The organism is Parvularcula dongshanensis (assembly GCF_014199615.1).
Taxonomy (GTDB): Bacteria; Pseudomonadota; Alphaproteobacteria; order Caulobacterales; family Parvularculaceae; genus Parvularcula; species Parvularcula dongshanensis.
In genome coordinates, this window is sequence record NZ_JACHOB010000003.1 from 170,014 (window position 1) to 193,441 (window position 23,428).

Here is a 23,428-nt window from a genome sequence, read left to right on the forward strand (position 1 = left end):
GCCCGGCGGACAAGAGAACACGAGGAGTTGATCAAGCCGTTAAGGGCTAGCGAATTGAGGCGTTCGCCGCTTCCGTTGACGCCTAGCGCGCGTCGCCGGGCTTGTTGGATCGGGAGGCGCTCTTCTGCCGGGTCGTCTTCTTCGTGGCCTTGCGACCAGCCCGAGCCTTCGCCGCCGCGTTCTTCGGCGGCTTGCCGGGCGGCTTGCCAGGTTTGCCGGCGGGGCGGCCCGCCTTCTTAGCCGTTTTGCGCGGACGCCGACGGATGACCGGCTCATCGTCCGGCGCTTCGACCTTGCCTTCCCGGGCGAGTTCCGCGGGCGGCTCGTCCCGGCGACGCGGGTTGTCGCTCCGCGTGCGGGCGACGGGGCGTCCTTTGCCGGGGGCGGCGGCCTTCTTGGGCGCTCGCTGCTTGCGGCCGGGGCGCTCTCCGGCCTCGGGCTCGCTAAGCATCTCGAAGCGCAGGCCGCCCTGCAGCGGCGTGACCTCGACGAGCCCGACGCGCACGCGCTGGCCGAGGCGGTAGCGTCCGCCGCTCTTCTGGCCGATCAGCGCGTTGCGCTTCTCGTCGTGCTCGAAGTACTCCCAGCCGAGCGTGCGGGCAGGGACGAAGCCGTCCGCCCCCGTCTCATCGAGGGTAACGAAAAGCCCGGCGCGGGTGACGCCGTTCACGCGGCCCGCGAACTCCGCGCCCAGTTTGTCCTGAAGGAAGGCGGCGAGGAACCGGTCCTGCGTTTCACGCTCTGCGGCGACGGCGCGGCGCTCGGTGTCGGAGATCGCTTCGGCCACCTTCGGCAGGTCCTTCGCGTCGTCCGAGCGTTCGGCGCCCGGGCCGAGCTTCAGCGCGGCGACGATTCCCCTGTGGACGGTCAGATCGGCGTAGCGGCGGATCGGCGAGGTGAAGTGCGCGTAGCGGGCGAGGTTGAGCCCGAAGTGCCCGACATTGACCGTGTCGTACTTCGCCTGCGCCTGCGAGCGCAGCACCGCCATCGAGACCATGTCGGACTCGTCGCGCTCCTCCGCCTTCGACAGGATGCGGTTGAAGCTCTGGGGTTTGAGCACCTGCCCCTTGGGCAGGCTGTAGTCGAGCGTCTCGAGGTACTGGCGCAGGCCGTCCAGGCGTTCCGGAGCGGGGGCGTCGTGGATGCGGTAGATGCAGGTCCGGCGATGCTTCTCCAGCGTCTCGGCGGCGCAGACATTGGCGGCGACCATCATCGCCTCGATCAGCTTGTGCGCGTCGAAGCGCTCCTTGAGGACGACGTCGGCGACTTGGCCGTCGTCGCCGAGGAGAATCTTCCGCTCCGGCAGGTCGAGGTCGAGGGGCGAGCGCTTCTCCCGCGCGCGGCTCATCGCTTCGTAGGCCGCGAAGAGGGGGTCGATGACCGTCTTCTTGAGCGGCCTCGCGCGCTCGGAGGGCTGACCGTCCGCCGCCGCCTGCGCCTCTTCGTAGGAAAGGCTGGCGGCCGACCGCATCATCGCGCGGAAGAAGCGGTGCTTCGTCTTCTGCCCGTCCTCGCCGAAGTGCATCTCGCAGACGAGCGCCGTGCGGTCCTCGCCCTCGTGCAAGGAGCAAAGTCCGTTCGACAGCGCCTCGGGCAGCATGGGGACGACGCGGTCCACGAGGTAGACGGAGTTGCCGCGCCGCTTCGCCTCCTCGTCGAGCGCAGAGCCCGGGCGGACGAACCAGCTGACGTCGGCGATGGCGACGAGGACGCGCCAGCCGCCCTCCGTCTTCTCGGCGAAGACCGCGTCGTCGTGGTCCTTTGCGTCCGCCGGATCGATCGTGACGAGGGGCGTCTTCCTGATGTCCTCGTGGTGGGTGAGGTCGGGCAGGGTAGCGGCCTTCGCCTCGCCGATCGCCGCCTTCGGGAACTCGGTCGGGATGTCCTGGTTCGCGAGCGCGATCAGCGACCAGTTGGCGCTGTCGCCGAAGGCGCCGACGACCTCCGAGATGCGGGCGCGCCTCGGGCCGTAGCCGCGTTGGGGCAGGGGCTCGGCCCAGACGAGGGCGCCGTCCTTTGCGCTGTTCTCTTCGCCCTTCTCGATCTCGAGCGGCTTGCCGGCCTTCCGGCTGACGGGCTCGACCACGCCGCCGCCGGGCCTTGCGGCCTCGAAGACGCCCAGCACGCGTTCCGCGCGCTGCGCGAGCCGCTTGATGGGCTCCGCCTCGAAGCCGCCCTTGCGCTTGTGCATGCGGCCCAGGAAACGGTCGCCGACGCCGAGGGGCGGGGTGGTGCTGGCCGCGGCCCTGTCCGTGAGCCGGACCTGAGGCGCTTCGCCATCCTCCCACTTCACGGGCCGCGCGATGAGGTCGCCCTCGCTGTCCGTACCGATCACGTCCATCACCGCGACCTTGGGCAGCACGCCCTTCTCACGCGCGCGCTTGCCTTCAAGGACGAGGAGGCCTTCGTCCTCCATCTCGCTGAGGAGGCGGCGCAGCGCCGCGCGCTCCGCTCCCTTCACCTTGAATGCCTTCGCGATGTCGCGCCGGGCAGGGGGCCCGTCGCCGCGATCGTTGATGCTTCTGACGTAGTCGAGCACGCGCTCGGGCGAGGGGAGGTCGGCCATGGCCTCGCAGTGGCACGAATCGAGGCGCCTGTCACATGGCGGGACGCTTCTGTGCAGCGCCGTTAGCCGTTCGTTAACGCGATGAGCCGATTCTGGAAACCAAGCGTTCACCATCCCGTCCCCTCGGAGGGCCCCATGCGCACATCGCTCCGCCTCCTCGCCTCCACACTCGCCATCCTCGCCGCGACGCCGGCGCTCGCGCAGGATCACGCCGCCTCCGCGCCCGTGCGGTTCGGCACGGACCCGGGCGCGGCGCATCCCCAATTCGCGACCCCGGTCGCCTACGCCGTGTCGGCGCCAGCGGCGCTCGAGTACGAGGCCCCGTCCTCCAAGGATGCGATCCGCGCCGTCGCCAGCGCCGAGCGCCAGGTGACGGTCGCCGCGGGCGACACGGTCTACGGCATCGCCCGCCGCTACGGCCTCAAGCCTGCGGACATCATCGAGCAGAACGGCCTCGCCGCGCCCTATACCCTCTCGCTCGGCCAGACTCTCCGCCTGCCGGTCGAAGCCGAGCCGCAGGGCTCGTCCGTCGAAGTCGAGGTCACGCCGGTCTCGGCCACGCCGACGCCGCCGCGCCGCTCGGACAACCTGGTCACCAGCCGCATCGAGCCGACCCACGAACGCGAACGGCTCGACGCGCTCTACGCCGTCCGCCCGGGCGACACGCTGTTCGGCGTCGCCCGCAAGTTCGGCTTCTCCGTGCAGGAACTCGCGGCCGTGAACCACATGGACGCGCCCTACACGCTGTCGCTCGGCCAGCGCCTGATCATCCCCGGCGCCGTTCCGGCCGAGCCGGCCGCCGCCGCGCCCGCCGAGACGCAACCGGCGACGCCTGCCGATCCGATCAGCGACGCCGTCCTCGTCTCGAAGACGCCGGATGCCCGCTTCGCCTGGCCGCTGAAGGGTGCCGTGGTGGAAGGCTACGGCATGTCGCCCGAAGGCGCGCGCAATGACGGCATCAACATCGCCGCGCCGCTCGGCGCTCCGATCCGCGCCGCCGCCGATGGCGAGGTCGTCTACAAGGGTGCCGAGCTCGAAGGCTACGGCAACCTGCTCCTGATCAAGCACGAAGACGGCTGGGTCTCGGCCTACGCGCATACCGATACGATCCTGGTCAAGCGCGGCGATCGGGTCCGGCAGGGCCAGGTCGTCGCCAAGGTCGGTCAGTCGGGCTCCGTCAGCGCCCCTCAGCTGCACTTCGAGCTGCGTCACGACCTGAAGCCGCAAGACCCGCTCGCGGCGCTGAACGGCACGTTGCGCACGGCCTCGACGCAGGTCAGCTACTGAGCGCCGCGTCGTCTCAACGGGCGGAGAGGTCGATGACCTCACCGTCCGGCGTCTCGATGGCCGGGTCTTCGGCCTCTAGCTTCGCCTTGAAGATGCCCCGCTTCGCGGTCACGCGCACCGGCATGTAAGCGAAGGTTGGTGTGCGGATCGCATCCGGTACCGGCGCGAGGTAGACAGTGACCTCTCCTTCGACCTCCGCTCGGTCCTTGGGGCGGTAGCCTGCAACCTTCTGCATGGTCATTCGGCACTTCGATAGCGGGCCGCCATACTCGTTCGCGTCGCCCTTCAGCGTGTCCTCACCGGCCGGCCTGAAGAACAGGTCGAAGCGGCGCCGCCCGTCATAGACGCGGACGGTCCGTTCGCAGGGCGATACGTCCTCCGGCGTTTCGGGAAAGCCGAGGGCGACGAGGGCGCCCATCGGATCGACGGCACCGAGGGCCAACTCCTCGGTCACGGACTGATGGAAGGTGTAGGTCGGATCGGCCCAAAGCCGCAGGCGGGTCGCCCCCGGCGCGCGGTAGAGCTCGACCCGCTGCTGGTCGTCCGGATCGTCGTAGTCGTGGTTGTAGTAGTAGCTCGCCATGATCGCGGTCCCGCGCGGCGCGAACAGGCCTGCCGCGTGCGCTTCGGCCTCGCCGTCGTCGAAGAAGCGCGCGATCCCGCGCTGCTCCATTCGGTAGGCGACTTCGTAGCCTTCGTCCGAGATCGCGACCGTCAGAAAGATTCGTCCGACGTTGAGGCCGAGGATCTCGCCGTCGAACTCGGTCCGGAAGCGGTAGGCGCCCGGTCCGGCCGACAGCGGCGAGTCGTTCAGCGGCGCCGCCATCACGTCGACGGCGAACTGCTCCTCGAAGCCGGCCATGCCGGGCTGCGGCGCGTCCTGCGCCGCAAGGAAACCGATCGCGGATAGGAGGAGGATCATCTTCTGCCCCGGTTGTTCGGGGCGAAGCTAGGGGAGGCGTCGCCTCCCCGCACCTTACGAGCCGGTCGTCGTTCCGCCGGCAGCCCCTCTACGCAGGCGTCCGGAAGGGGTTCGCCTTCTGAGCCGGAGCCGTGCCGTGCAGGCTCGATACGGTCGCCTCTTCGTTCGCGGCGTAGCGCTGCGCGTTCCGGTTCTGCCGCGTGAGGAGATGACGCATCAGCATAAGGTGGTGCGGCTCCATCGTCATGGCAGCGTCGACCCAGTCGTCGATGACGCCGCGCATCTCATCGAGCGTGATGGGCGTGACGCGGCGACGCGCCCTGACCGTGGTGAGGTAGGTGTTGAAGCGGGGCGTGATCCGCTCTTTCAGGGCCTTGAGGCCCTTCTCGATCTCGCCGTCCTCACACAGCTCGTCCACGATGCCGAGCTCGTAGCCCTCCTCGGCGGTGAAGTACGCGCCCGCCGTGATCAGCCGCTCGGTCTCGCGCGGGCCGATCTTCCGTACCAGCATGGAGTAGGCGCCTGCGCCCGGGAACATGCCGATGTTTGCCTCGGGCAGGCCGAGCTTGGCCGAACGCTCCGCGACGATGAAGTCCGCTGCGAGCGCGCCTTCCAGGCCGCCGCCGAGGCAGGTGCCGTCCACCGCCGCGATCGAGATCATCCGTTCGCCGACGCCGGAGATCACCTTGTGGATCGCCTGGATGCAAACCTCGCCGTAGCGGCGCAGCTTCTCGGCGTCTTTCCGTTCGATCGTGTCGAGGAGCAGCGAGAAGTCGCCGCCGTAGGACCAGATCTTTCCGTGGCCGGACCGCATCACGTAGTAGCGGAACCAGTCGTCGCCCGCCCAGGAGCACTGTTGCAGGCCCGCGTAGAGCGCATCGCAGGACCGCATGACGTCGGGCGTCATGCTCGGCCGCTCCTTGTGGTTCCACCAGGAACTGATCGAGCGATCCTCGATGTCGAAGGTGACGTCGAGCCCTGCGCCATCCCAACTTTGGAGGAAGGAGAGCGTCGCACCCATCGGCCCGGGTTCAATCGCGGGCACCATGGGCGCCTCGGCTTCGTATGCCATGTCGTTCCCCTTTCGCTGCCCCCGCTAAGAAGGTTACGGGAAAGTGAACGAGATGCAAGAATGTTGATGGAACAATTTGCGAATTTTTCGTGGCGTTTAGCGGGCCGAGTTCGGGAAGAGGGCGCGCTGAGATGGGCAGCGGGCAGAGGCTAGGAGAGGCCCCAGCGACAGGGGTACTGGCGCCAATGCGCCTCGCCAGGTTCGATCAACGCTTAAGCGCCGTAGCGGCCGGGGAAAGGGCTCTGTGCTGGGCGCACGTCGCCCCGCCTCTGCCTCCTTCGGCAGACGAGGGGCCCAAGGCGGCTTCTATCGACCGAGCGGTCGAGCGCGTGCCGGATCGACGGAATCGTACCGCGCGCCGCACCGATGCACCCCAAGCGAATCGAGGAGGCGCCTAGGCGAACAGGCTGGACGAGCACGAAGAGCACGACTGCGCTCCGGGGGGGGTCAGACCGCCCCCGCGGAGATGCTACGCGTCGTGAGTGAAGGAATGGCGCACCGGGGAAGATTCGAACTCCCGACCCCCAGATTCGTAGTCTGGTGCTCTATCCAGCTGAGCTACCGGTGCGTGAGGCGCGCTTATGGCGGCGCCTGGCGGCGGACGCAAGGCCTGTGTTCGCCGAAATTTCGCTGCGTTTCAGGCGCCCTGTGCCTTGGCGTTCGGACGCCTGCGGCGGCGTTGTCCGGGCTTCCCTTGGTTGGCCTTCGCGCCAGCCGGCTTGGGCGCAGCGCCGCGCGGGGCGGTGGCTTTTCGTCGGTTCTGGCCCTTGCGGTGCTGAGGCTTCTCCTTGGGCTGCGGTGGCCCGAGTTCCTCGACCGAGACGGAACCTTCGGCGACGGGGATCGACTGTCGGGTCAGCTTCTCGATCGCGCGAAGCAGCGGCACCTCGTCGGCGGAGCAGAAGGCGACCGCGACGCCCTCGCGGCCCGCCCGGGCCGTACGGCCGATGCGGTGGACGTAGGCCTCGGGCACTTCGGGCAGGTCGTGCTGGACGACGTGGCTGATGCCGGAGACGTCGATGCCGCGCGCCGCGATGTCGGTCGCGACGAGGACGGGCAGGGTACCGTCACCGAAGGCGTTCAGCGCCCGCTGCCGGGCGTTCTGCGCCTTGTTGCCGTGGATGGCCCCCGCCTCGATGCCCCTCGCGGCGAGCGCTTTGACGATCTTGTCGGCGCCGTGCTTCGTCCGGCTGAAGACGAGCGCGCGGGTGACGTCGTCCTCTCGGAGGATTTGGGTCAGCGCGTCGATCTTGCCGGACTTCGGCACCAGGAGCACGGACTGCTCGACACGGTCAGCGGTCTTGGCGACCGGCGTGACGGAGACGCGGACGGGGTCCGTCAGCATCTCGGCGGCGAGCCGTTCGATCTCCTTCGGCATGGTGGCGGAGAAGAGGAAGGTCCGCACGCGGCTCGGCATCGCGCGGCGGATGCGCTGCACCGCCTTGACGAAGCCCATGTCGAGCATCTGATCGCACTCGTCGAGCACCAGCGCTTCGGTCGCGGACAGGTCGACGAGGCCTTGCTCCATCATGTCGGCGAGGCGGCCGGGGGTCGCGACGAGCACGTCGACACCGCCGGCGACCGCGCGCTTCTGCCGGTTCTGCGGCACGCCGCCGATGACCAGCGCGGTACGAACCCGCATCGCCTTGCCGTAGGCGAGCGTGCGCTCCTCGATCTGTACGGCGAGTTCGCGCGTCGGAGCGAGGACGAGGGCGCGGGGCTGCTTGGCCTGCCAACGGGTCTTGGTCGTCGCCAGGTAGTGCAGGATCGGCAAGGTGAAGGCGGCCGTCTTGCCGGTCCCTGTCTGCGCGATGCCGAGGACGTCGCGGCCTTCGAGCGCCGGCGGGATGGCCTGGGCCTGGATCGGCGTCGGCGCGGTGTGTCCCTCCGCCGCGAGCGCGCGCAGGAGAGGCTCGGCGAGGCCGAGGTCTTTGAATTGAGTCATGGATGCTTTCGGGTGCCCGGACGATCCGGGGCGAGGCGGCCCGCGTGCGGGAGCGGCCTCGGGAAGGGTGGGCAGGCGTCAGGCGCTAAGACCCGACAGCACGCTGCTGCGCTGCCGCATGTGCGCGTCCCCGCGGCGTTATGCAAGCGCCTATCGACCCAGGGCGGCGTCCCGTCCGCGGAAACGCCCGTAGCGGTGGATCTCCTCGCGGTGCTCGAGCGCGAAGGGCAGGTTCATCGAGCCGGGCAGGCGGTCCCGATAGAGCGCCACGCAGGCGTTCTGGTCCTCCATCCGCTCCGAATGCATGAAGGGCAGGTAGACGAAGGCGCGTTCAGCCCTCGGCAGGGCGAGGTCGAAGCCGTCCGCCACCAAGCGGCGGGCGAGGTCCAGAGCGGCGGCGTCGTTCTCGAAGGCGCGGGGGCTCTCGCGGAAGAGGTTTCGCGAGAACTGGTCGAGAAGAAGGAGAACGGCGAGTGCGCCCCGTGGGGATCCGGCCCAATCGAGCCCGCTCTTCGAGGCTTCGGCGTGCAGATCGGCGAACCGCTGCCGGATCGCCGCATCGATCTCGTCGTCCTGAGCGAAGTGCTTTTCGGGCGGGAGTTCGTCGAACCAGAAGCGCAGGACCTCCTCGGCCTCACCCGGCAGGGTCGGCAGGGCCTGCCATCGGCTCTCCGCGGCGTCGGGATAGAAGGCGACATGCCCTGCGATCGGCGCCACGGCAGGAGAAGGATCGTAGTACCGCCAGGCTTTGTCCGGGACGCCGAGGACGGCGTCGTAGGATGCCTCGCTCTTGTAGGGGCACCAGGTCTTCGTCGCGGTGGGCGTCAACGCCGAGGGATCGACGCTTTCGGAAGGGAAGTAAGTGACGGCCGGGTAGTCGGCCTCGGAGAGCATCAGGGCGTCGCTACTCGCCGCGATGACACGCCCGTTCGGCGACACGGCGCGCGTGAGCCCGGCGGCCGGCGCGACGTCGATAGGGTGGTCCGGCCCCGGTTCCCTGTGCGGCCGGCTCACGAGTTCCGCAGCGCCTCGATCAGTTCGTCCTTGCTCATCTCCGAGCGCCCCTCGATCCCGACGCGCTGGGCCTCCTCGTACAGCTCGTCCTTCGTCCGATCCTCGTAGCGCTTGCCGTGGCCGCCGCGTTCGGACGGGTGCATGTCCGAGTTCGCCTTCGCGTTGGCGATGCGGGCGGCCTTCCGCTTCGAGGCGCCTTGATCTCGCAGCGCTTCGTAGGTCTCGTCGTCCTTAACCTGCGGGCCATGATCCTTGGTCATCGGAAGCCTCCTTGGTCGCTGCGAGGGAAACAGGCGTTCGCGGGCGGACGTTCCCGATGGCCGGTCTCGACGATTAACCAAATGGGGAAAAGGCTCGCTTGCTCGAACGCCGTCCTGACGGTCGAATCGGCCTTCTTTCAGTTCACGAAAAGGGCAGGTCATGGCGGACGGGGCGCAGAGCTTCGAGGACATCGCGAACCAGGCGGGCGGCGTTGCCGCCGACCACCTGCGTCAGCTCATCGAGCGCATCGAGCGCCTCGAGGAGGACAAGCAGGCGGTCATGGAAGACATCAAGGAAGTCTACGCCGAGGCGAAGGGCGAAGGCTTCGACACCAAGATCATGCGCCAGGTGATTCGCCTGCGTAAGATGAACCATGCCGACCGGCAGGAGATGGAATCGCTGCTCGAGCTCTACATGGGTGCGGTCGGCGCGAAGGGCTGACGGTTCTTCACTGCCGAAAGAGAAAGGCCCCGGCGATCGCTCGCCGGGGCCTTTCTCTGTCTGGCGGGGCCAGCGCTCAGTTTGCGGGTTCGGACCGGAGGGCGATGCAGTCCTCGCCCTTCTTCTTGAGCGTGCCGCAGAAGGCTTCGGCCTCGTAGGCCGTCAGGGTGGTGAAGCGGGCGCGATAGACGTCGGCGCCGCGGCGGGGGGCGATGTTGACCTCGCGCCCGACGTTCGGCTGCACGGTGTAGGCGATCTGCTGCACCGCCTTGATGCGTTCCATGGCCTGCGACTGACGGGTGTAGGCGCCCACCTGGACGACCCAGTCCCGCATGTCGGCGGGCTCCGCGTCGCCTTCGCCGATCACCGCCTCGTCGAGGGCCCGGTCGTCGTTCGCGACGGAGTCGATAGCGACCTTGAGGGATTCGAGGTTGAGATCGGCGGCGACGGAAGGCGTCTCGAGGCTCGCCACGACGATCGGCTGGGCTTCCTCCTCGATCGCCGCGACCGCAATGGCCGCGGCCGCCACCCCGGGCTTCAGGCGCGGGGTCGGCGCCGCGAGGAGGATCGGGTTGAGAAGGTCGGGCTTCCGCTTCAGCTCGACATAGGCGGCGTTCAGGATGTCCTTCATGTGCCGGTCACGCGTCGCGGAGCTACGGCCGCCGAGGACGATGCCGATGAGGCGGTTGCCGTCTCGCTCGATCGTGGTCGAGAGGTTGTAGCCGGAGGCGCGGGTGTAGCCCGTCTTCATGCCGTCGGCGCCATCGAGCGTCAGCATGACCCGGTTGTGCGAACGGTAGGTCCGGCCGTTCCACTCGAAGCTCTTCTGCTGGAAGTAGTGGAAGCGGTCAGGGAAGTCTTGGATGAGGCGGCGCGAGAGCACGGCCATGTCGTTGGCGGTCGTGACCTGACGCGAGTCGGGCAGGCCCGAGGCGTTGCGGAAGGTCGTCCGGCGCATGCCGAGTTCACGGGCCTTGGCCGTCATCTCACCGGCGAACTTGCTTTCGCTGCCGGCGAGGTGTTCGGCCACCACCGTGGCGGCGTCGTTGGCGGACTTGATGACGAGCGCTTCGATCGCCTCTTCGACGGTGATCGTCGAGCCGCGCGAAAGGCCGAGCTTCGATGCGGGCTGGAGGGAGGCCCGCTTCGAGACCTCCAACTTGTCGTCGAGAGAGACCTCGCCTTCCTCGAGCGCTTCGAAGAGCAGGTAGACGGTCATCATCTTGGTCAGCGAAGCCGGGTAGCGCGCCTCGTCCGAGTAGCGGTCGAAGAGAACATCGCCGGTATCGGCGTGAACGACGAGCGCAGCGTACTTCGAGTTGGCGCTCGCAGCGGTCGGAAGGATCGCGCCTAACGCGATGATCAGGCCAAGGATGAACGCCCTAAGTGTGCGCCGAACCGCCATAAATTCCACCGCCCTTCGTACTTGCCCGTTTGTGGTTGTTACACGGTAACGCCGCCGTGATAACCTGTAAAACCCGCCATCTGGGGTTAGCCCTCCTTCCTCTAGGAACGGTTAAGAGGGTCTGAACGACGACGCCTCTCATCGTTTCACGAAGCGTGCCAAGGGGCGGAAAAGCAGCTGTCTGAACTCGCGTTCAGGATGCATGTTGCATTGCACAAAATCTCTTGACGCGGGAATCCGCACCCCGTATTTGATGCACCGCAACATCGGACTCGTCCGGTGTCTTTAAGCGTGGAGCGGACAGGGACCGCTAAGGAGAGACGAATGAGCGCTACCAAGAAGGTCGCCGACGACGCGACGAAGACCACCCAAGACGCAACCAGCAGCGCCGCCGCTGCCGCCAATGACGGTGTCGAGCGTCTGACGCAGGGCATGTCGAAGTTCGGCAGCCTCGGCCAAGAGAACATGGAAGCCTTCATGTCCTCGCTAACGACCATGGCGAAGGGCTTCGAGAAGATCGGCCAAGAGAACATGGCCTTCGCGAAGTCGCAGATGGAAGCCGGCTCCGAGCGCATGCAGACGCTCGCCAAGGCGAAGAGCCCCCAAGAGTTCTTCGAGACCCAGAGCCAGATCGTGCGCGACGCGTTCGAGCAGCAGATCAGCCAGACCAACAAGGTCTCGGACATGATGATCTCGACCGTTCGCGAAGCGGCGCAGCCGATCTCCAAGCGATACAGCGTGATGGTCGACACGATGCAGGCCCGCTAAGGCGCGACTGCCGAAGAGTTTCGAAGAAGGCCCCGGCGGACCCCCGCCGGGGCCTTCTTCATTTCGGCCGCTCCTGGCCGATGACAGCGTTGAGGCCCTCCGTCAGCCGTTCGCGCAGCCAGCGATGACGCGGATCGGCCGTCCAGTTCGGATGCCATCCGGTCACGAGCCCGAAACCCTCGACGTCGATCGGGGGTGGGCCGACCTCGAACCCCTCCGGCAGGGCGAGGAAGGTCGAGGCGGGCGCGGTCAGGATGCAGCCCGTCGACCGGGCGATCGCCGCCGCGGCGAGGAAGCTCTCGGCGCGATAGGCGATGCGGCGAGACAACCCTCGCTTCGCAAGCGCCTCGTCCACGACGCCAAGAGACGCGCCTTCCGGATTCACGAGGACATGCGGCTCGGACAGGAACGCCTGCAGGGTAAGCGGGCGGCCAGCGAGGGGCGAGCTGTCGGGCACGCCGGTCCGGAACGGTTCGTGACAGAGCGGCTTGTGAACGAACTGGTCGAGGTCGAGGCCTGGTGGCGGCGTCAGGAATCGCACCTCGGGCATCATGACCAGATCGACGCTACCCGAGATGAGGTCTTGAGCGACGGGGAAGTCGATCGCGACCACGTCGAGGGCAAGTTTCGGCGCTAGAGGCGCGACGACCTTCGCCCACGCGCGAGCCACCAAGACGGCACAGTTGTCCGAGGCGGATACCCTGAACCGGCCGGTCGCCGCGGCGGGATCGAAGTTCGCCTCTGTCTGGAAGAGGTCCCGCATCCCGGCGACCAGCTGCGAGACCTGCGGCTTCATCCGGTCCGCCCTCGGAGTGGTCCGCATGACCTTGCCGGACTTCACGAGCAGGGGGTCACCGAAAAGCTCCCGCAACCGCTTGAGGCCGTGGCTGACGGCGGGTTGGGACACGCCCAACCGCCCAGCCGCCCGCGACACGCTCTGCTCCGTGAGGAGCCAGTGCAGGGTGAGAACGAGGTTGAGATCGAGACCTTCCAACCGACGTTCGGACATAAGCGCGCCCTCGCTCTCCCCAGCCTTCGTTAATGACACCTTCTTACATCGATAAGGCGCACTGATAATCCCTCTATCTATGATCGATTTGAAACATTTTTGCGCTGCACATAGCTTGGGCATCGAAAGATTGGAGTTGCTATGCGCCCCGTATTCCTCGCCCTCCCGCTCGCCCTCATGCTGCCTGTCGCCGCCGCCGCCGCCGACATTCAGGAAGACATTCGCGCCTGCGCCGCCGAGGCGACCGAGGCCGGTCTCGTCGCTGCCACCGACGCGAGCTCGTTCCGGTTCGTCTCGGATAAGGGCAATCGCAATCGCGTCCTGACGCTGAAGGTGGTCGGCCCGGACCAAACGATCGAACTCGATTGCAAGATGAAGCGCCGGGACGTCGTCGAGGTCGTCCTCGCAGAGGATCAGACCAGAACCGCAGCGCGCTGAGCGCTGACACCAAGTCCGCCCTGACGGGTTGGCCTAGCGTCTTGTCGTCGCTATCCCTTCCCCCTTCGAGGGGGAAGGTTCCGTTCGTGTTACGTCTCCTCGCAAGGCTCGCTTTGACAAGACGCTCAGGCGTCTTCCGTTGGGGCTTCGCCGTCCTGGCCTTCGGCGTCTCCCTAGCGGTCCGTTTCGTGATCAGCGAGGATCTGCCGCCCGGCTTTCCGTACCTGACCTTCTTTCCGGCGGTCATCCTGACCGCGTTCGTTTGCGGCGCGGGACCGGGAAGCGTCCTCGCGCTCGCTTGCGGCGTAGCGGCCTGGTACTTCTTCGTTCCGGAGTTCTCGAGCTTCACGCTCGGCGCGCAGGGCGCGTTGGCGCTCGCCTTCTACGTCTTCATCGTCGCCATCGACATCGTCATCATTCACGCGATGAAGGGCGCCCTGCACCGATTGGACGAGGAAAGAGAGCGGACGCGGACGCTCGCCGAGTCTCGAGACACCATGTTCCGCGAGCTGCAGCACCGCGTCTCGAACAACATCGCCGTCGTCTCGGCCCTGCTGCGCCTGGAGAGGGGCGGAGTCGAGGATCCGACCGCGCGCCGTATCCTGGACGAGGCCGCGACCAAGCTGTCGCTCGTCGCGAAGATCAACCGGCGGCTTCACGACCCGGCCGGCCAAAGCGTGCCGCTGGACAGCTTCCTTCACGAGCTTTGCGACGAGGTGATCCAGACGGCGGGCCTGAACGACGCCGTGCGCAGCGAGGTCGACGCGGCGGGCGTCACCTTGGCGCCGGAACGCAGCGTTCCCATCGTGCTGATCCTGACCGAACTCGTCGCCAACGCGGTGGAACACGGCTTCGCGGGCGGCCGGTCTGGGACGATCGCCGTCATGGTGCGCCGCACGGACGATCGCGGGCTCACCGTCCGCGTCGCGGACGACGGCGAGGGCCTGCCGGACGGCTTCTCGCTCGAGACGGCACGCAGCCTCGGCCTCCGCCTCGTACGGCAGCTGACGCAGCAGCTAGGCGGCTCGCTCACCATGACGTCGGAGGGCGCGGGGCAGGGCACGGTCTGCTGTCTCGTCCTGCCGCCGAGGCCCGAGGGGGCCTGACCAGAACGAAGAAAGGCCGCCCGAGGGCGGCCTTTCCATGTCGTCGAAGCGCTCGCGGCTCAGACGGCTTCGGCTTCCGTCTCGGCCGGGGGCTCGTTGCCCTCTTCGCCGGTCTGGGCGCCGCCCTCGGTGCGGGGACGGTCATCGCCGTAGCCGAAGTCACCGGTGCCGGTGACGCGCTCGATCTGCTCTTCCTCGCGGGCGAGGACGTTCTCACCGCGCTCCTGGCGCTCGGCCTCTTCCTGCGTGCGGGCGACGTTGATCTTGATGTCGATCGTCACCTCCGGGTGCAGGCGCACCTGGACGGGGAAGATGCCGAGCTCCTTGATCGGCTGGTTCAGAAGCACTTGGCTGCGTTGCAGCTTGAGCTTCTTGGTCGTCGCGACCTCCGCGATGTCGCGAGCCGAGACCGAGCCGTAGAGCTGGCCCATGTCGGACGCCGAGCGGATGACGACGAAGGTCTTGTCCGCGATCGAGTTCGACAGGTTCTCGGCCTTCTCGCGGGCCTCGGCGTTGCGGCTCTCGATGTCGGCGCGCTGCGCCTCGAAGACCTTGCGGTTCGCCTCGTTGGCCCGCAGCGCCTTGCGGCGGGGCAGGAGGTAGTTGCGGGCGAAGCCGTCCTTGACGGCGACCTCGTCACCGATCCCGCCGAGCTTCTCGACGCGTTCCAGTAGGATCACTTGCATCGCTTACTCCGTCGAGTCGTAGGGCAGGAGGGCGAGGAAGCGCGCACGCTTGATCGCGCGGGCCAGCTCACGCTGCTTCTTCTGGCTGACGGCCGAGATGCGTGAGGGGACGATCTTGCCCTTCTCGGACACGTAGCGACCGAGCAGCTTGGGGTCCTTGTAGTCGATCGTCGGCGCGTCGGCGCCGGAGAACGGGCAGGACTTGCGGCGGCGGAAGAATGTCTTGGCCATGGGCTTAGCTCCGGTCCCGGTCGCGGTTGTCGCGGCGGCGGCTCTCGTCGCGGTCGCGGCGCGACATCACCGGCGAGGGCTCTTCGTCGTGCTCTTCGACGCGCAGCGTCATGAAGCGCAGGATGTCTTCCTTGATGCGCATCTGGCGCTCCATCTCTTGGATGGCTTCGGGCGCCGCGGTGATGTTCATCAGGCTGTAGTGGCCCTTGCGGTTCTTGTTGATCTTGTACTGCAGGTTGCGAAGACCCCAATACTCGGTCTTCTCGATCGATCCGCCGTTCTCGCGGATGATCTCCTGCAGTTCTTCGGTGAGGTGCTCCACCTGCACGGGACTGATGTCCTGGCGCGCGATGAAGACGTGCTCGTAGAGAGGCATGTCTGCTCCCGTCTGACGGCGGAGACGGTTGAGGGTCGGGCACCCTGCCGCCTTCGGCTCGCGCTGCGGTGGGACCATCCCGAGTGCAGCGGACCGCCGTTCGAAGGCGGGCGGCTAGCGTAAGAGGGGCTCGCACGCAAGGCGGACATCGCCCGTTGCTGCGCTGCACGGGGCGGCTTAACAGGACCCATGACCGAGATTCTCGCGCCCGAAGTCCATGCGCAGCACGAGCGCGTCCTCGTCGTCGACTTCGGCAGCCAGGTGACGCAGTTGATCGCAAGGCGGCTTCGCGAAGACGGCGTCTACTGCGAAGTGCACCCCTTCAACCGCGTCGACGAGGCGCTGCTCGCGGAGTTCGCCCCGCGCGGCATCATCCTGTCGGGTGGCCCGGCCTCGGTGAAGACGGCGGAAAGCCCGCGCGCGCCGCAGATCGTCTTCGAGGCGGGCGTGCCGGTCTTGGGCATCTGCTACGGCCAGCAGGTCATGGTCGATCAGCTCGGCGGCGAGGTCGAAACGGCCGACCACCGCGAGTTCGGCCGGGCCGAGGTGAAGGTGGCGCAGTCCTCCGCGCTCTTCCAAGGCGTCTGGACCACCGGCGGGGCCTACCCCGTTTGGATGAGCCATGGCGACCGCGTCATCAGCCTGCCCGAAGGCTTCCACCCCATCGCGACGACGCCTTCCGCGCCCTGCGCCGCGATCGCGGACGAGCTTCGCGGCTTCTACGGCGTGCAGTTCCACCCCGAGGTCGTGCATACGCTCGACGGCGCGCGGCTCTTGTCGAACTTCACGCGGCAGATCTGCGGGCTTTCAGGCGATTGGACCATGGCCGCCTTCCGCGAGGAGATGACGGCGAAGATCCGTGAGCAGGTGGGCTCGGCCCGCGTCCTTTGCGGCCTGTCCGGCGGCGTCGACAGCGCGGTCGCCGCCGTCCTCATCCACGAGGCGATCGGCGATCAGCTGCACTGCGTCTTCGTCGACACGGGCCTGATGCGGAAGGACGAGGGGCGGCAGGTCGTCGAGCTCTTCCGCAACCACTACAACATCCCGCTCGTTCACGTGCAGGCAGAGGAGACCTTCCTGTCCGTCCTCGACGGGCTCGACGACCCGGAGGCGAAGCGCAAGGCGATCGGTAAGACCTTCATCGACGTCTTCGAGGCGGAAGCGAAGAAGCTCGGCGGCGCGGACTTCCTCGCCCAAGGAACGCTGTATCCGGACGTGATCGAGAGCGTCAGCTTCGACGGCGGCCCGTCGGTCACGATCAAGTCGCACCACAATGTCGGCGGCCTGCCCGAGCGCATGAACATGGGCCTCGTCGAGCCCCTGCGCGAACTCTTCAAGGACGAGGTGAGGGCGCTCGGCCGCGAGCTCGGCCTGCCGGATGCCTTCGTGTCGCGCCACCCCTTCCCGGGGCCGGGCCTCGCCATCCGCATCCCGGGCGCCGTGTCGAAGGAGAAGGCGGACCTCCTGCGCGAGGCGGACGCGATCTACCTCGACATGATCCGGGAAGAGGGCCTCTACGACGTCATCTGGCAGGCCTTCTCCGTCCTCCTCCCGGTGCGCACCGTCGGCGTGATGGGCGACGAGCGGACCTATGACTGGGTGCTGGCGCTTCGCGCCGTGACGTCGACCGACGGGATGACCGCCGACAGCTACCCCTTCGAGCACGACTTCCTCAGCCGCGTGTCGACCCGCATCATCAACGAGGTCCGCGGCATCAATCGCGTCGTCTACGACGTCACCTCCAAGCCGCCAGGAACGATCGAATGGGAATGAGCGAGACGAGAGGGTCGCGCCGCGATCTAGGCAGGGATGGGCTCGTCCTGGTTCTGCTCGGCCTCGCGCCCGTGGTGATCTACGCCGTTCTCACGCTCGGTTTCCGCACCGGCCTTCTGGGCCTCGGCATCGTCTTCGGCTCGTTCTCCTGGATCGTTCCCTTCCTCCTCGCCGGCGGCGTGGCGGCGCTCTTCGGCGGGGCGCTGATGCTTTGGGGACGGACGGTCTTCGCAGGTCTCGTGGGCGTCCTCGTCGGCGTCGCGGCCATCGGCATGGGGATGGGACCGACGCTGCTTCGCCAGAAGGCCGGAACCGTGCCGCCGATCCACGACATCTCGACGGACACGCAGAACCCGCCCGCCTTCGTCGCCATCCTGCCGCTGCGTGAGGGGGCACCGAACCCCGCCGCGTACGACCCCGGACAGACGGCGCAGCAGCTCGAAGCCTATCCCGACGTCAAGACGTTGATCATCGAGCGTCCCTATGCGGAGGCCTTTCCGATCGTCGTCAAAGCCCTTCGCGGCGAAGGGCTGGACCTCGTCGCGACGGTACCGGCCGAGGGACGGATCGAAGCGGTCGCCACCACGCGCTGGTTCGGATTCAAGGACGATGTCGTCGTCCGCCTCATCGACGCGCACGGCATCGCGACGGTGGTGGACATCCGCTCGAAGTCGCGGATCGGACGGTCGGACGTGGGCGCGAACGCCGAGCGCATCCGGGCGATCAGCGAACGGATCGTCGAAGCGTCATCCTGAACGCAGGATGCGGCGGCCTTACGCCTCGGCGGCGCGGCGCTGGCGAGCGTCTTCTTCTTGACGAAGCTGACGGAAGATCCGCTCGGCGGTAAGGCTGCGGCGGTGATCCGTGTTGGCGAGCTTCAAGAAGAGCTGCCGAGTCTTTGAATTCGAAGACGCCGTTTCCATCGTCCAAAGCCCCTTTATACCCCTGCGACTCACATTGTGGTCATAGAGGTTAAGGGACTGTAAACGAGATATCTACTCTGAGCGAACCCGGACGAAGGATCCGGGCGCATCCTCCAACGGCGTCAATCGGCCGCCGCCCGGCTGCCGGGCGGCCACCTTGCCGGGCGAGTTCTTCGTCAGCCATCGGTCCCAATACGGCCACCAGCTGTGCTCGCATCGCGACGCCTGCGCCGCCCATTCGTCGAGCGTCTCGGCGCCCTTCGCGCCCGGGGATGTGTCCGAGGCGGCGTAGTGGTACTTCTTCTTCGCCGGCGGGTTCACGACGCCTGCGATGTGACCGGAACCTGCGAGCAGGAAGCGGGGCGCCCCCCCGAACATCTTGGCCGAACGGAAGACCGAGCGGGCAGGGGCGATGTGATCGGCTTCGCCCGCCTGGAACAGCGTCGGGATCGTCACCTTCGACAGGTCGATCCGGACCCCCTCCACCTCCAGCGTGCCCGCCGCCAACGCATTGTCGCGGTAGAAGTTGCGCAGGTAGTAGAGCTGGCACGCCTTGGTCATGCGCGTCGCGTCGGCGTTCCAGAACAGAAGGTCGAACTTCTTCGCCGCCTTGCCGAGGTAGTAGTTGTCGACGAAGGCCTGCCAGATGAGGTCGTTCGGGCGCAGCATGTTGAAGGTGCGCGCCATGGCCGAGGCCTCGAGCACGCCGCCCGCGGCGTCCATCTGCCGCTCCATCGCGGCGAGCTGCTTGTCGTCGACGAAGACCTTGAGATCGCCCGCTTCGGAAAAGTCCGTCTGCGCCGTGAAGAAGGTCGCCGTCTTGATCCGCTCGTCGCCCGTCGCCGCCATGTGGCCGAGCGAGACGGCGAGGAGGGTGCCGCCGATGCAGTAGCCGATGGCGTCGAACTCGTCCGCCCCCGTCGCGGCCTCCGCCGCGTCGAGCGCGGCGTAGACGCCTTTGCGCATGTAGCCGGGGAAGGCGACGTCCTGGAGCTCCGGACCCGGATTGACCCAGGAGACGACGAGCACGGTCCGCCCCTGGTCCACGGCCCAGCGGATGAAGCTGTTCTCGGGCTGAAGGTCCAAGATGTAGAACTTGTTGATCCAGGGCGGGAAGATGACGAGGGGGCGCTTCGCGACCTCCTTCGTCGTCGGCGCGTACTGGATGAGCTGGATCAGATCGTTCTGGTAGATGACCTTGCCGGGCGTCGTCGCGACGTTCACGCCGACCTCGAAGGCCTCCATGTCGGCCTGACGGATCGCGAGCTCGCCGTGCCCGCGCTCCAGGTCGGCGAGGTAGTTCTTGAGCCCCCGCGTCCAGTTCTCCCCGCCCGAATTGATGGTCTCCTCGACGACTTCCGGGTTGAGGCCCGGCACGTTGGTGGGAGAGAAGGCCGCCATGAACTGATCGGCATGGAAGTGTGCGCGCCGCCGCGTTGCCTCGTCGACGCCTTCGGCCGAGCCGATCGCCCGGTCCACGAAGCGCGTCATCAGGAGGTAGCTCTGCTTGACGAAGTCGAGGGCGGGGTTGTCCGACCAGGCGGGGTGGCGCCATCGCTTGTCGGTGGCGGCGGCCTCGGCGACGGGCTCGGTCGCGCCGCCGGACATCCGCTCCGCGGCGCTCGTGAAGAGGCGCATGTAGTCGCCCCAGAGCTCCATCTGCATCGCGGCGAGCTTCACAGGGTCGGCGGCGAGGGCGGCGCCGACCTCGGCCGCCGCTTCGGTCACGTTGAGGGGATCGGCATGCGGGTCCGGCGTCCGCGGTCCGCGTTCGGCGGCCCGGCTCGCGACCTCACGCATGACGTTCTGCGCCCGTGCGTTCACGTCGGCCACGGTCTCGGCGAAGCGTGCCGCCTGACGGTAAGGATCGTTCGCAGGCTTCGGCGACGCCAGGGGCGAAGGCGCGGGGACAGGCTCGGGGGAGGGCGGCGACCCCTCGTTCGCTTGGCTCTTCGCAGGGGCCGCGCGTTTGGACGTCGGCGCGGCGGCGGCCTTGGTTGCGCGCGGCTTCGCGGCGCTGGCGGGAGCCGTCTTCTTGGGCGTGGGCGCCTTGGCAGGCGCGGCGGCTTTCTTCTGGGCAGCGTTGGTCGACGCAGCCTTCTTCGCAGGCGCGTTCTTCGCTGCCGCGTTCTTTCCTGCCTCCGGGGCGGACTTGGGCGCGCGATGAGTCTTCTGCGTCTTCGGCTTGCTCGTGTCGGCCATCGGGGCTCGCCCTTCTTGCTCGCGGCTCCGCCCGCGTTATGGTCTCGCGCCAGCTTTAAGGCGCGAACGCGCGCTTCGCGAGGGTTGATGCCAGTCCGGCGTGTCGTTTTGGTTTCCGTTTCGCTGCTTTGCGCCTGCGCGACGGACACGCCGCCCGCCCCCGCGGACGGACCGCCGCTGACCCGAGCCGACTATGAAGGCGACCGGGACGCCCTAGACCGCACCGCGTCGATCGAAGAGCGCCGCGAGGCGCGAGTCGAGGCTGGACGAGAGCGCGGTTTTCCCGACCTCTCCGATGTCCCGGCCCGCGCGACCGACATACCGAGCGCGAGGGAGGTCGCCGACGACACGGCCGCGCTCGAAGCCGAGGCGGAGGCCCTGCGCCGCCTGCGCGACCGCGCGAGCACGCCGCCCTCGACCGAGGCGCTTCGAGCCGAGGGCCAGTCCTTGCGAAGCGCCGTCGCACGGGACCGCCGCGCCTTCGACGCACAGGCTCCCATCGCTTTGCCAGAAGCTCGGTGAGGGCAGACGTTCCCAAGGCGCCCCCGGCTCGTTAGACCGACCCCGAGACGAGTGACGAGGGATTATCCGTGAAGACTTTACGCCTCAGCATCGCCGGCCTCGGCGTGGTCGGCGGCGGCCTTCTTCGCCTGATCGCGGAGGACAAGCGCCTCGCCCGTCAGGGCGTGCACTTCGAAGTGACGGGCGTCACCGCGCGCAACCGGAACGCCAAGCGTGCAGTGCCGATCGAGGACTATCCTTGGTTCGACGACGCGGTCGAGATGGCGCGGGCCGACACCACCGACGTCTTCGTCGAGCTGATGGGCGGCGCCGAGGGGCCGGCGCGGGCGGCGGTCACCGCCGCGCTCGAGGCGGGCAAGGACGTCGTGACCGCCAACAAGGCGCTGATCGCGACTCACGGCCTCGAACTCGCCGAGATCGCCGAGCGCACGGGCGCCGCGCTGCGCTACGAGGCCGCCGTGGGCGGCGGGACGCCGGTCATTCGCGGTATCCGCGACGGCCTCGGCGCCTGCCAGGTCGAGACCATCGCCGGCATCCTCAACGGCACCTGCAACTTCATGCTGAGCCGCATGGCCGAGACCGGCGAGCCCTTTGACGAGGTGCTGGCCGAGGCGCAGCGTCTCGGCTTCGCCGAGGCGGATCCGAGCTTCGACGTCGGCGGCATCGACGCCGCGCACAAGCTCGCCATCCTCGCGACCCTCGCTTTCGACAGCCGGGTCGAGCTCGACGCCGTCGAGACGACCGGGATCGACGGCGTCGCTGCCGAGGACCTCGCCGAGGCCGCGAAGCTCGGCATGGGTATCAAGCTCCTGGCGACCGCGACCGTCGTGGACGGGCGAATGGCGCTCAGGGTCTGCCCAGCGCTGATCGCCGCGACGAGCCCGCTGGCCCGCGCGCAAGGCCCCGAGAACGTCTTCATCATCGACGCGGACCCCATCGGCCGCGTCGGCTTCACCGGCCCGGGCGCCGGCGACATGGCGACCGCCGCGGCGGTGGCGGCCGACCTCGTGACCCTGGCGCGGGGCGCGACGGGACCGGTCTATGCGAGCCCGGTCGACCGTCTTCAGAACCTGGCCGGCGACGCGGCGACGGAACTCGTCAACGCCTACTACCTTCGCGTCCCCCTGAAAGATCAGCCCGGCGCGCTCGCGGTCATCGCGAGCACGCTCGGAGAGCACGGGGTCAGCATCGATACCGTCGCGCAACGCCCCCGCGCGAACGGCGCGCAGGACCTCGTCATCACGACCCATCCCTGCACGGCGGCGATGTTCAGCGCGGCGCAGGGCGCGCTTCCTCATGCGGGACCGGTCGCAGGGCCCTTCTCGGCCTTCCCGATAGCGGACGCATCCTACTTCTGAGGACACCATGGCCGAAGCCCACGCCGAGTACCTCGATCGCATCCTGACGATCGAGCTCGGGCGCTGCACCGAAGCGGCGGCCGTCGCCGCCTCGACCATGATCGGTCGCGGCGACAAGGAGGCGGCGGATCAGGCCGCCGTCACGGCGCTGCGGGCGGCCTTCAACAAGCTCGACATCGACGGCACGATCGTCATCGGCGAGGGCGAACGCGACGAAGCGCCGATGCTCTACATCGGCGAGAAGGTCGGCAAGGGCGGCCCCAAGATCGACATCGCGCTCGATCCGCTCGAGGGGACGACGCTGACCGCCAAGGCGATGTCGAACGCGCTCGCGGTCGTCGCCATGGCCACCGGCGGCGGGTTCCTGCATAGCCCCGACGTCTACATGCAGAAGATCGCCTGCGGACCGGGCTACTCCGACGGCGTCCTCGACCTCGACGCGCCCGCCGACGAGAACGTTCGGCGCCTCGCCAAGGAGAAGGGCGTCAAGCCCGAGGCGATCACCGTATGCGTCCTCGACCGGGATCGGCACGAGGGCATCATCAACGCGATCCGCTCCGTCGGCGCCCGCGTCTTCTTAATCCCCGATGGCGACGTCGCCGGCATCTTCCATACGACCGACCCCGAGGAGACCGGCATCGACCTCTACGTCGGTACGGGCGGCGCTCCCGAGGGCGTCCTCGCCGCTGCCGCCCTTCGCTGCGTCGGCGGACAGATGCAGGGGCGGCTGATCTTCCGCAACGACGACGAACGGGCGCGGGCGGAAAAGGCGGGGATCACCGACCTCGATCGCCGCTACGACCTGCACGACCTCGCCTCCGGCGACGTGATGTTCGCCGCCACGGGTGTGACGGACGGCACGATGCTGAAGGGCGTGAAGTGGCGCGGCGAACGGGTCTACACTCAGACTGTCGTCATGCGCTCGAAGTCCGGTACGGTGCGGACCATCGACGCGGAGTCGCGCGCGGCGAGCTTCAACCTGAGCTACCGGGGATGATGGGTCATACCCCGCCGTAACGGGACGTCGCAGGCAGTATGACGCATTGAGCGGTCCTGTTGCCCGACCAATCTTCGGTGGAGGAAAACAGGGCCGAACGTCGTCGGCCTTCTGCACGGGGGACCG

Annotated in this window: 22 protein-coding genes and 1 tRNA gene; 10 read left to right on the forward strand and 13 right to left on the reverse strand. The window is 67.9% G+C overall.

The genetic code is table 11. The features are described from left to right. Positions 1-82 precede the first annotated feature (82 nt). Positions 83-2,566 (reverse strand): ribonuclease R, encoded by a 2,484-nt coding sequence (gene rnr / locus GGQ59_RS08770; protein ID WP_183817638.1) that lies wholly within the window; start codon positions 2,564-2,566, stop codon positions 83-85. Between the two features lie 135 nt (positions 2,567-2,701). Here rnr and GGQ59_RS08775 point away from each other — a divergent pair, with 135 nt between their 5' ends. Beyond that, on the forward strand, positions 2,702-3,853 hold the full coding sequence (locus GGQ59_RS08775) for a M23 family metallopeptidase (protein ID WP_183817640.1): 1,152 nt from the start codon (positions 2,702-2,704) through the stop codon (positions 3,851-3,853). A gap of 13 nt (positions 3,854-3,866) precedes the next feature. On the opposite strand, the gene GGQ59_RS08780 is transcribed toward GGQ59_RS08775, so the two are convergent. From GGQ59_RS08780 to GGQ59_RS08805, 6 genes are all read right to left on the reverse strand, one after another. Continuing rightward, a complete protein-coding gene (locus GGQ59_RS08780) occupies positions 3,867-4,775 on the reverse strand; it encodes a DUF3108 domain-containing protein (RefSeq protein ID WP_183817642.1) in 909 nt (302 codons plus the stop codon). Between the two features lie 88 nt (positions 4,776-4,863). Continuing rightward, a complete protein-coding gene (locus GGQ59_RS08785) occupies positions 4,864-5,847 on the reverse strand; it encodes a crotonase/enoyl-CoA hydratase family protein (protein WP_183817644.1) in 984 nt (327 codons plus the stop codon). 491 nt (positions 5,848-6,338) lie between these two features. Continuing rightward, positions 6,339-6,415 (reverse strand) — tRNA-Arg (locus GGQ59_RS08790). A gap of 69 nt (positions 6,416-6,484) precedes the next feature. Then, complete coding sequence (locus GGQ59_RS08795; protein ID WP_183817646.1) at positions 6,485-7,792, reverse strand: DEAD/DEAH box helicase; 1,308 nt, start codon at positions 7,790-7,792, stop codon at positions 6,485-6,487. Between the two features lie 150 nt (positions 7,793-7,942). Further along, a complete protein-coding gene (locus tag GGQ59_RS15435) occupies positions 7,943-8,806 on the reverse strand; it encodes a DUF924 family protein (RefSeq protein ID WP_183817649.1) in 864 nt (287 codons plus the stop codon). Further along, positions 8,803-9,066 carry a DUF7218 family protein gene (locus GGQ59_RS08805; protein WP_183817651.1) on the reverse strand — a complete coding sequence of 88 codons (264 nt, stop codon included), beginning with the start codon at positions 9,064-9,066 and terminating at the stop codon, positions 8,803-8,805. Before GGQ59_RS08805 ends, GGQ59_RS15435 begins: the two co-directional genes overlap by 4 nt. 160 nt (positions 9,067-9,226) lie before the next feature. Here GGQ59_RS08805 and GGQ59_RS08810 point away from each other — a divergent pair, with 160 nt between their 5' ends. Then, a complete protein-coding gene (locus tag GGQ59_RS08810) occupies positions 9,227-9,508 on the forward strand; it encodes a DUF2312 domain-containing protein (RefSeq protein WP_183817653.1) in 282 nt (93 codons plus the stop codon). Between the two features lie 76 nt (positions 9,509-9,584). Here GGQ59_RS08810 and GGQ59_RS08815 read toward each other — a convergent pair whose 3' ends face one another. Next, positions 9,585-10,913 carry a D-alanyl-D-alanine carboxypeptidase family protein gene (locus GGQ59_RS08815; protein ID WP_183817655.1) on the reverse strand — a complete coding sequence of 443 codons (1,329 nt, stop codon included), beginning with the start codon at positions 10,911-10,913 and terminating at the stop codon, positions 9,585-9,587. Between the two features lie 324 nt (positions 10,914-11,237). Between GGQ59_RS08815 and GGQ59_RS08820 the strand changes: the two genes are divergently transcribed. Then, positions 11,238-11,681, forward strand: a complete 444-nt coding sequence (locus tag GGQ59_RS08820) for a phasin family protein (protein ID WP_183817657.1) — start codon at positions 11,238-11,240, stop codon at positions 11,679-11,681. 58 nt (positions 11,682-11,739) lie between these two features. Here the strand turns inward: GGQ59_RS08820 and GGQ59_RS08825 are convergent, their stop codons facing one another. Continuing rightward, entirely contained in the window at positions 11,740-12,690 is a 951-nt protein-coding gene (locus GGQ59_RS08825) for a LysR family transcriptional regulator (protein ID WP_183817659.1), read from the reverse strand. A gap of 141 nt (positions 12,691-12,831) precedes the next feature. Here GGQ59_RS08825 and GGQ59_RS08830 point away from each other — a divergent pair, with 141 nt between their 5' ends. Both GGQ59_RS08830 and GGQ59_RS08835 read left to right on the forward strand, forming a co-directional pair. Further along, a complete protein-coding gene (locus GGQ59_RS08830; protein ID WP_183817661.1) occupies positions 12,832-13,128 on the forward strand; it encodes a hypothetical protein in 297 nt (98 codons plus the stop codon). Positions 13,129-13,241: 113 nt separating this feature from the next. Then, positions 13,242-14,234, forward strand: coding sequence for a sensor histidine kinase (locus GGQ59_RS08835; RefSeq protein WP_183817663.1), 993 nt, complete (start codon positions 13,242-13,244; stop codon positions 14,232-14,234). A 59-nt stretch (positions 14,235-14,293) separates the two neighbouring features. Here the strand turns inward: GGQ59_RS08835 and rplI are convergent, their stop codons facing one another. Genes rplI through rpsF form a run of 3 tightly spaced genes read right to left on the reverse strand, consistent with a single transcriptional unit; the run spans position 14,294 to position 15,527 of the window. Then, complete coding sequence (gene rplI, locus GGQ59_RS08840; protein ID WP_183817665.1) at positions 14,294-14,920, reverse strand: 50S ribosomal protein L9; 627 nt, start codon at positions 14,918-14,920, stop codon at positions 14,294-14,296. Between the two features lie 3 nt (positions 14,921-14,923). Further along, positions 14,924-15,151 (reverse strand): 30S ribosomal protein S18, encoded by a 228-nt coding sequence (rpsR, locus tag GGQ59_RS08845; RefSeq protein WP_183817667.1) that lies wholly within the window; start codon positions 15,149-15,151, stop codon positions 14,924-14,926. 4 nt (positions 15,152-15,155) lie between these two features. Further along, the gene (rpsF, locus tag GGQ59_RS08850; protein ID WP_183817669.1) at positions 15,156-15,527 is read right to left on the reverse strand and encodes a 30S ribosomal protein S6; all 372 of its coding nucleotides are present in this window, start codon (positions 15,525-15,527) and stop codon (positions 15,156-15,158) included. A 189-nt stretch (positions 15,528-15,716) separates the two neighbouring features. On the opposite strand from rpsF, the gene guaA reads away from it, so the two are divergent. After that, positions 15,717-17,300: a glutamine-hydrolyzing GMP synthase gene (gene guaA / locus GGQ59_RS08855; RefSeq protein ID WP_183817671.1), complete on the forward strand. Its 1,584-nt coding sequence runs from the start codon at positions 15,717-15,719 to the stop codon at positions 17,298-17,300. After that, positions 17,297-18,055: a DUF1499 domain-containing protein gene (locus GGQ59_RS08860; RefSeq protein ID WP_183817673.1), complete on the forward strand. Its 759-nt coding sequence runs from the start codon at positions 17,297-17,299 to the stop codon at positions 18,053-18,055. Before guaA ends, GGQ59_RS08860 begins: the two co-directional genes overlap by 4 nt. A 240-nt stretch (positions 18,056-18,295) precedes the next feature. Here GGQ59_RS08860 and GGQ59_RS08865 read toward each other — a convergent pair whose 3' ends face one another. Further along, on the reverse strand, positions 18,296-20,425 hold the full coding sequence (locus GGQ59_RS08865; RefSeq protein WP_183817675.1) for a PHA/PHB synthase family protein: 2,130 nt from the start codon (positions 20,423-20,425) through the stop codon (positions 18,296-18,298). An 87-nt stretch (positions 20,426-20,512) separates the two neighbouring features. On the opposite strand from GGQ59_RS08865, the gene GGQ59_RS08870 reads away from it, so the two are divergent. The 3 genes from GGQ59_RS08870 to glpX all read left to right on the forward strand — a co-directional run bounded on the left by GGQ59_RS08870 (position 20,513) and on the right by glpX (position 23,302). Further along, complete coding sequence (locus GGQ59_RS08870) at positions 20,513-20,947, forward strand: hypothetical protein (protein ID WP_183817676.1); 435 nt, start codon at positions 20,513-20,515, stop codon at positions 20,945-20,947. A 68-nt stretch (positions 20,948-21,015) separates the two neighbouring features. Beyond that, positions 21,016-22,305, forward strand: a complete 1,290-nt coding sequence (locus GGQ59_RS08875; RefSeq protein ID WP_183817678.1) for a homoserine dehydrogenase — start codon at positions 21,016-21,018, stop codon at positions 22,303-22,305. Between the two features lie 7 nt (positions 22,306-22,312). Next, entirely contained in the window at positions 22,313-23,302 is a 990-nt protein-coding gene (gene glpX / locus GGQ59_RS08880) for a class II fructose-bisphosphatase (RefSeq protein WP_183817680.1), read from the forward strand. Positions 23,303-23,428: the final 126 nt, after the last annotated feature.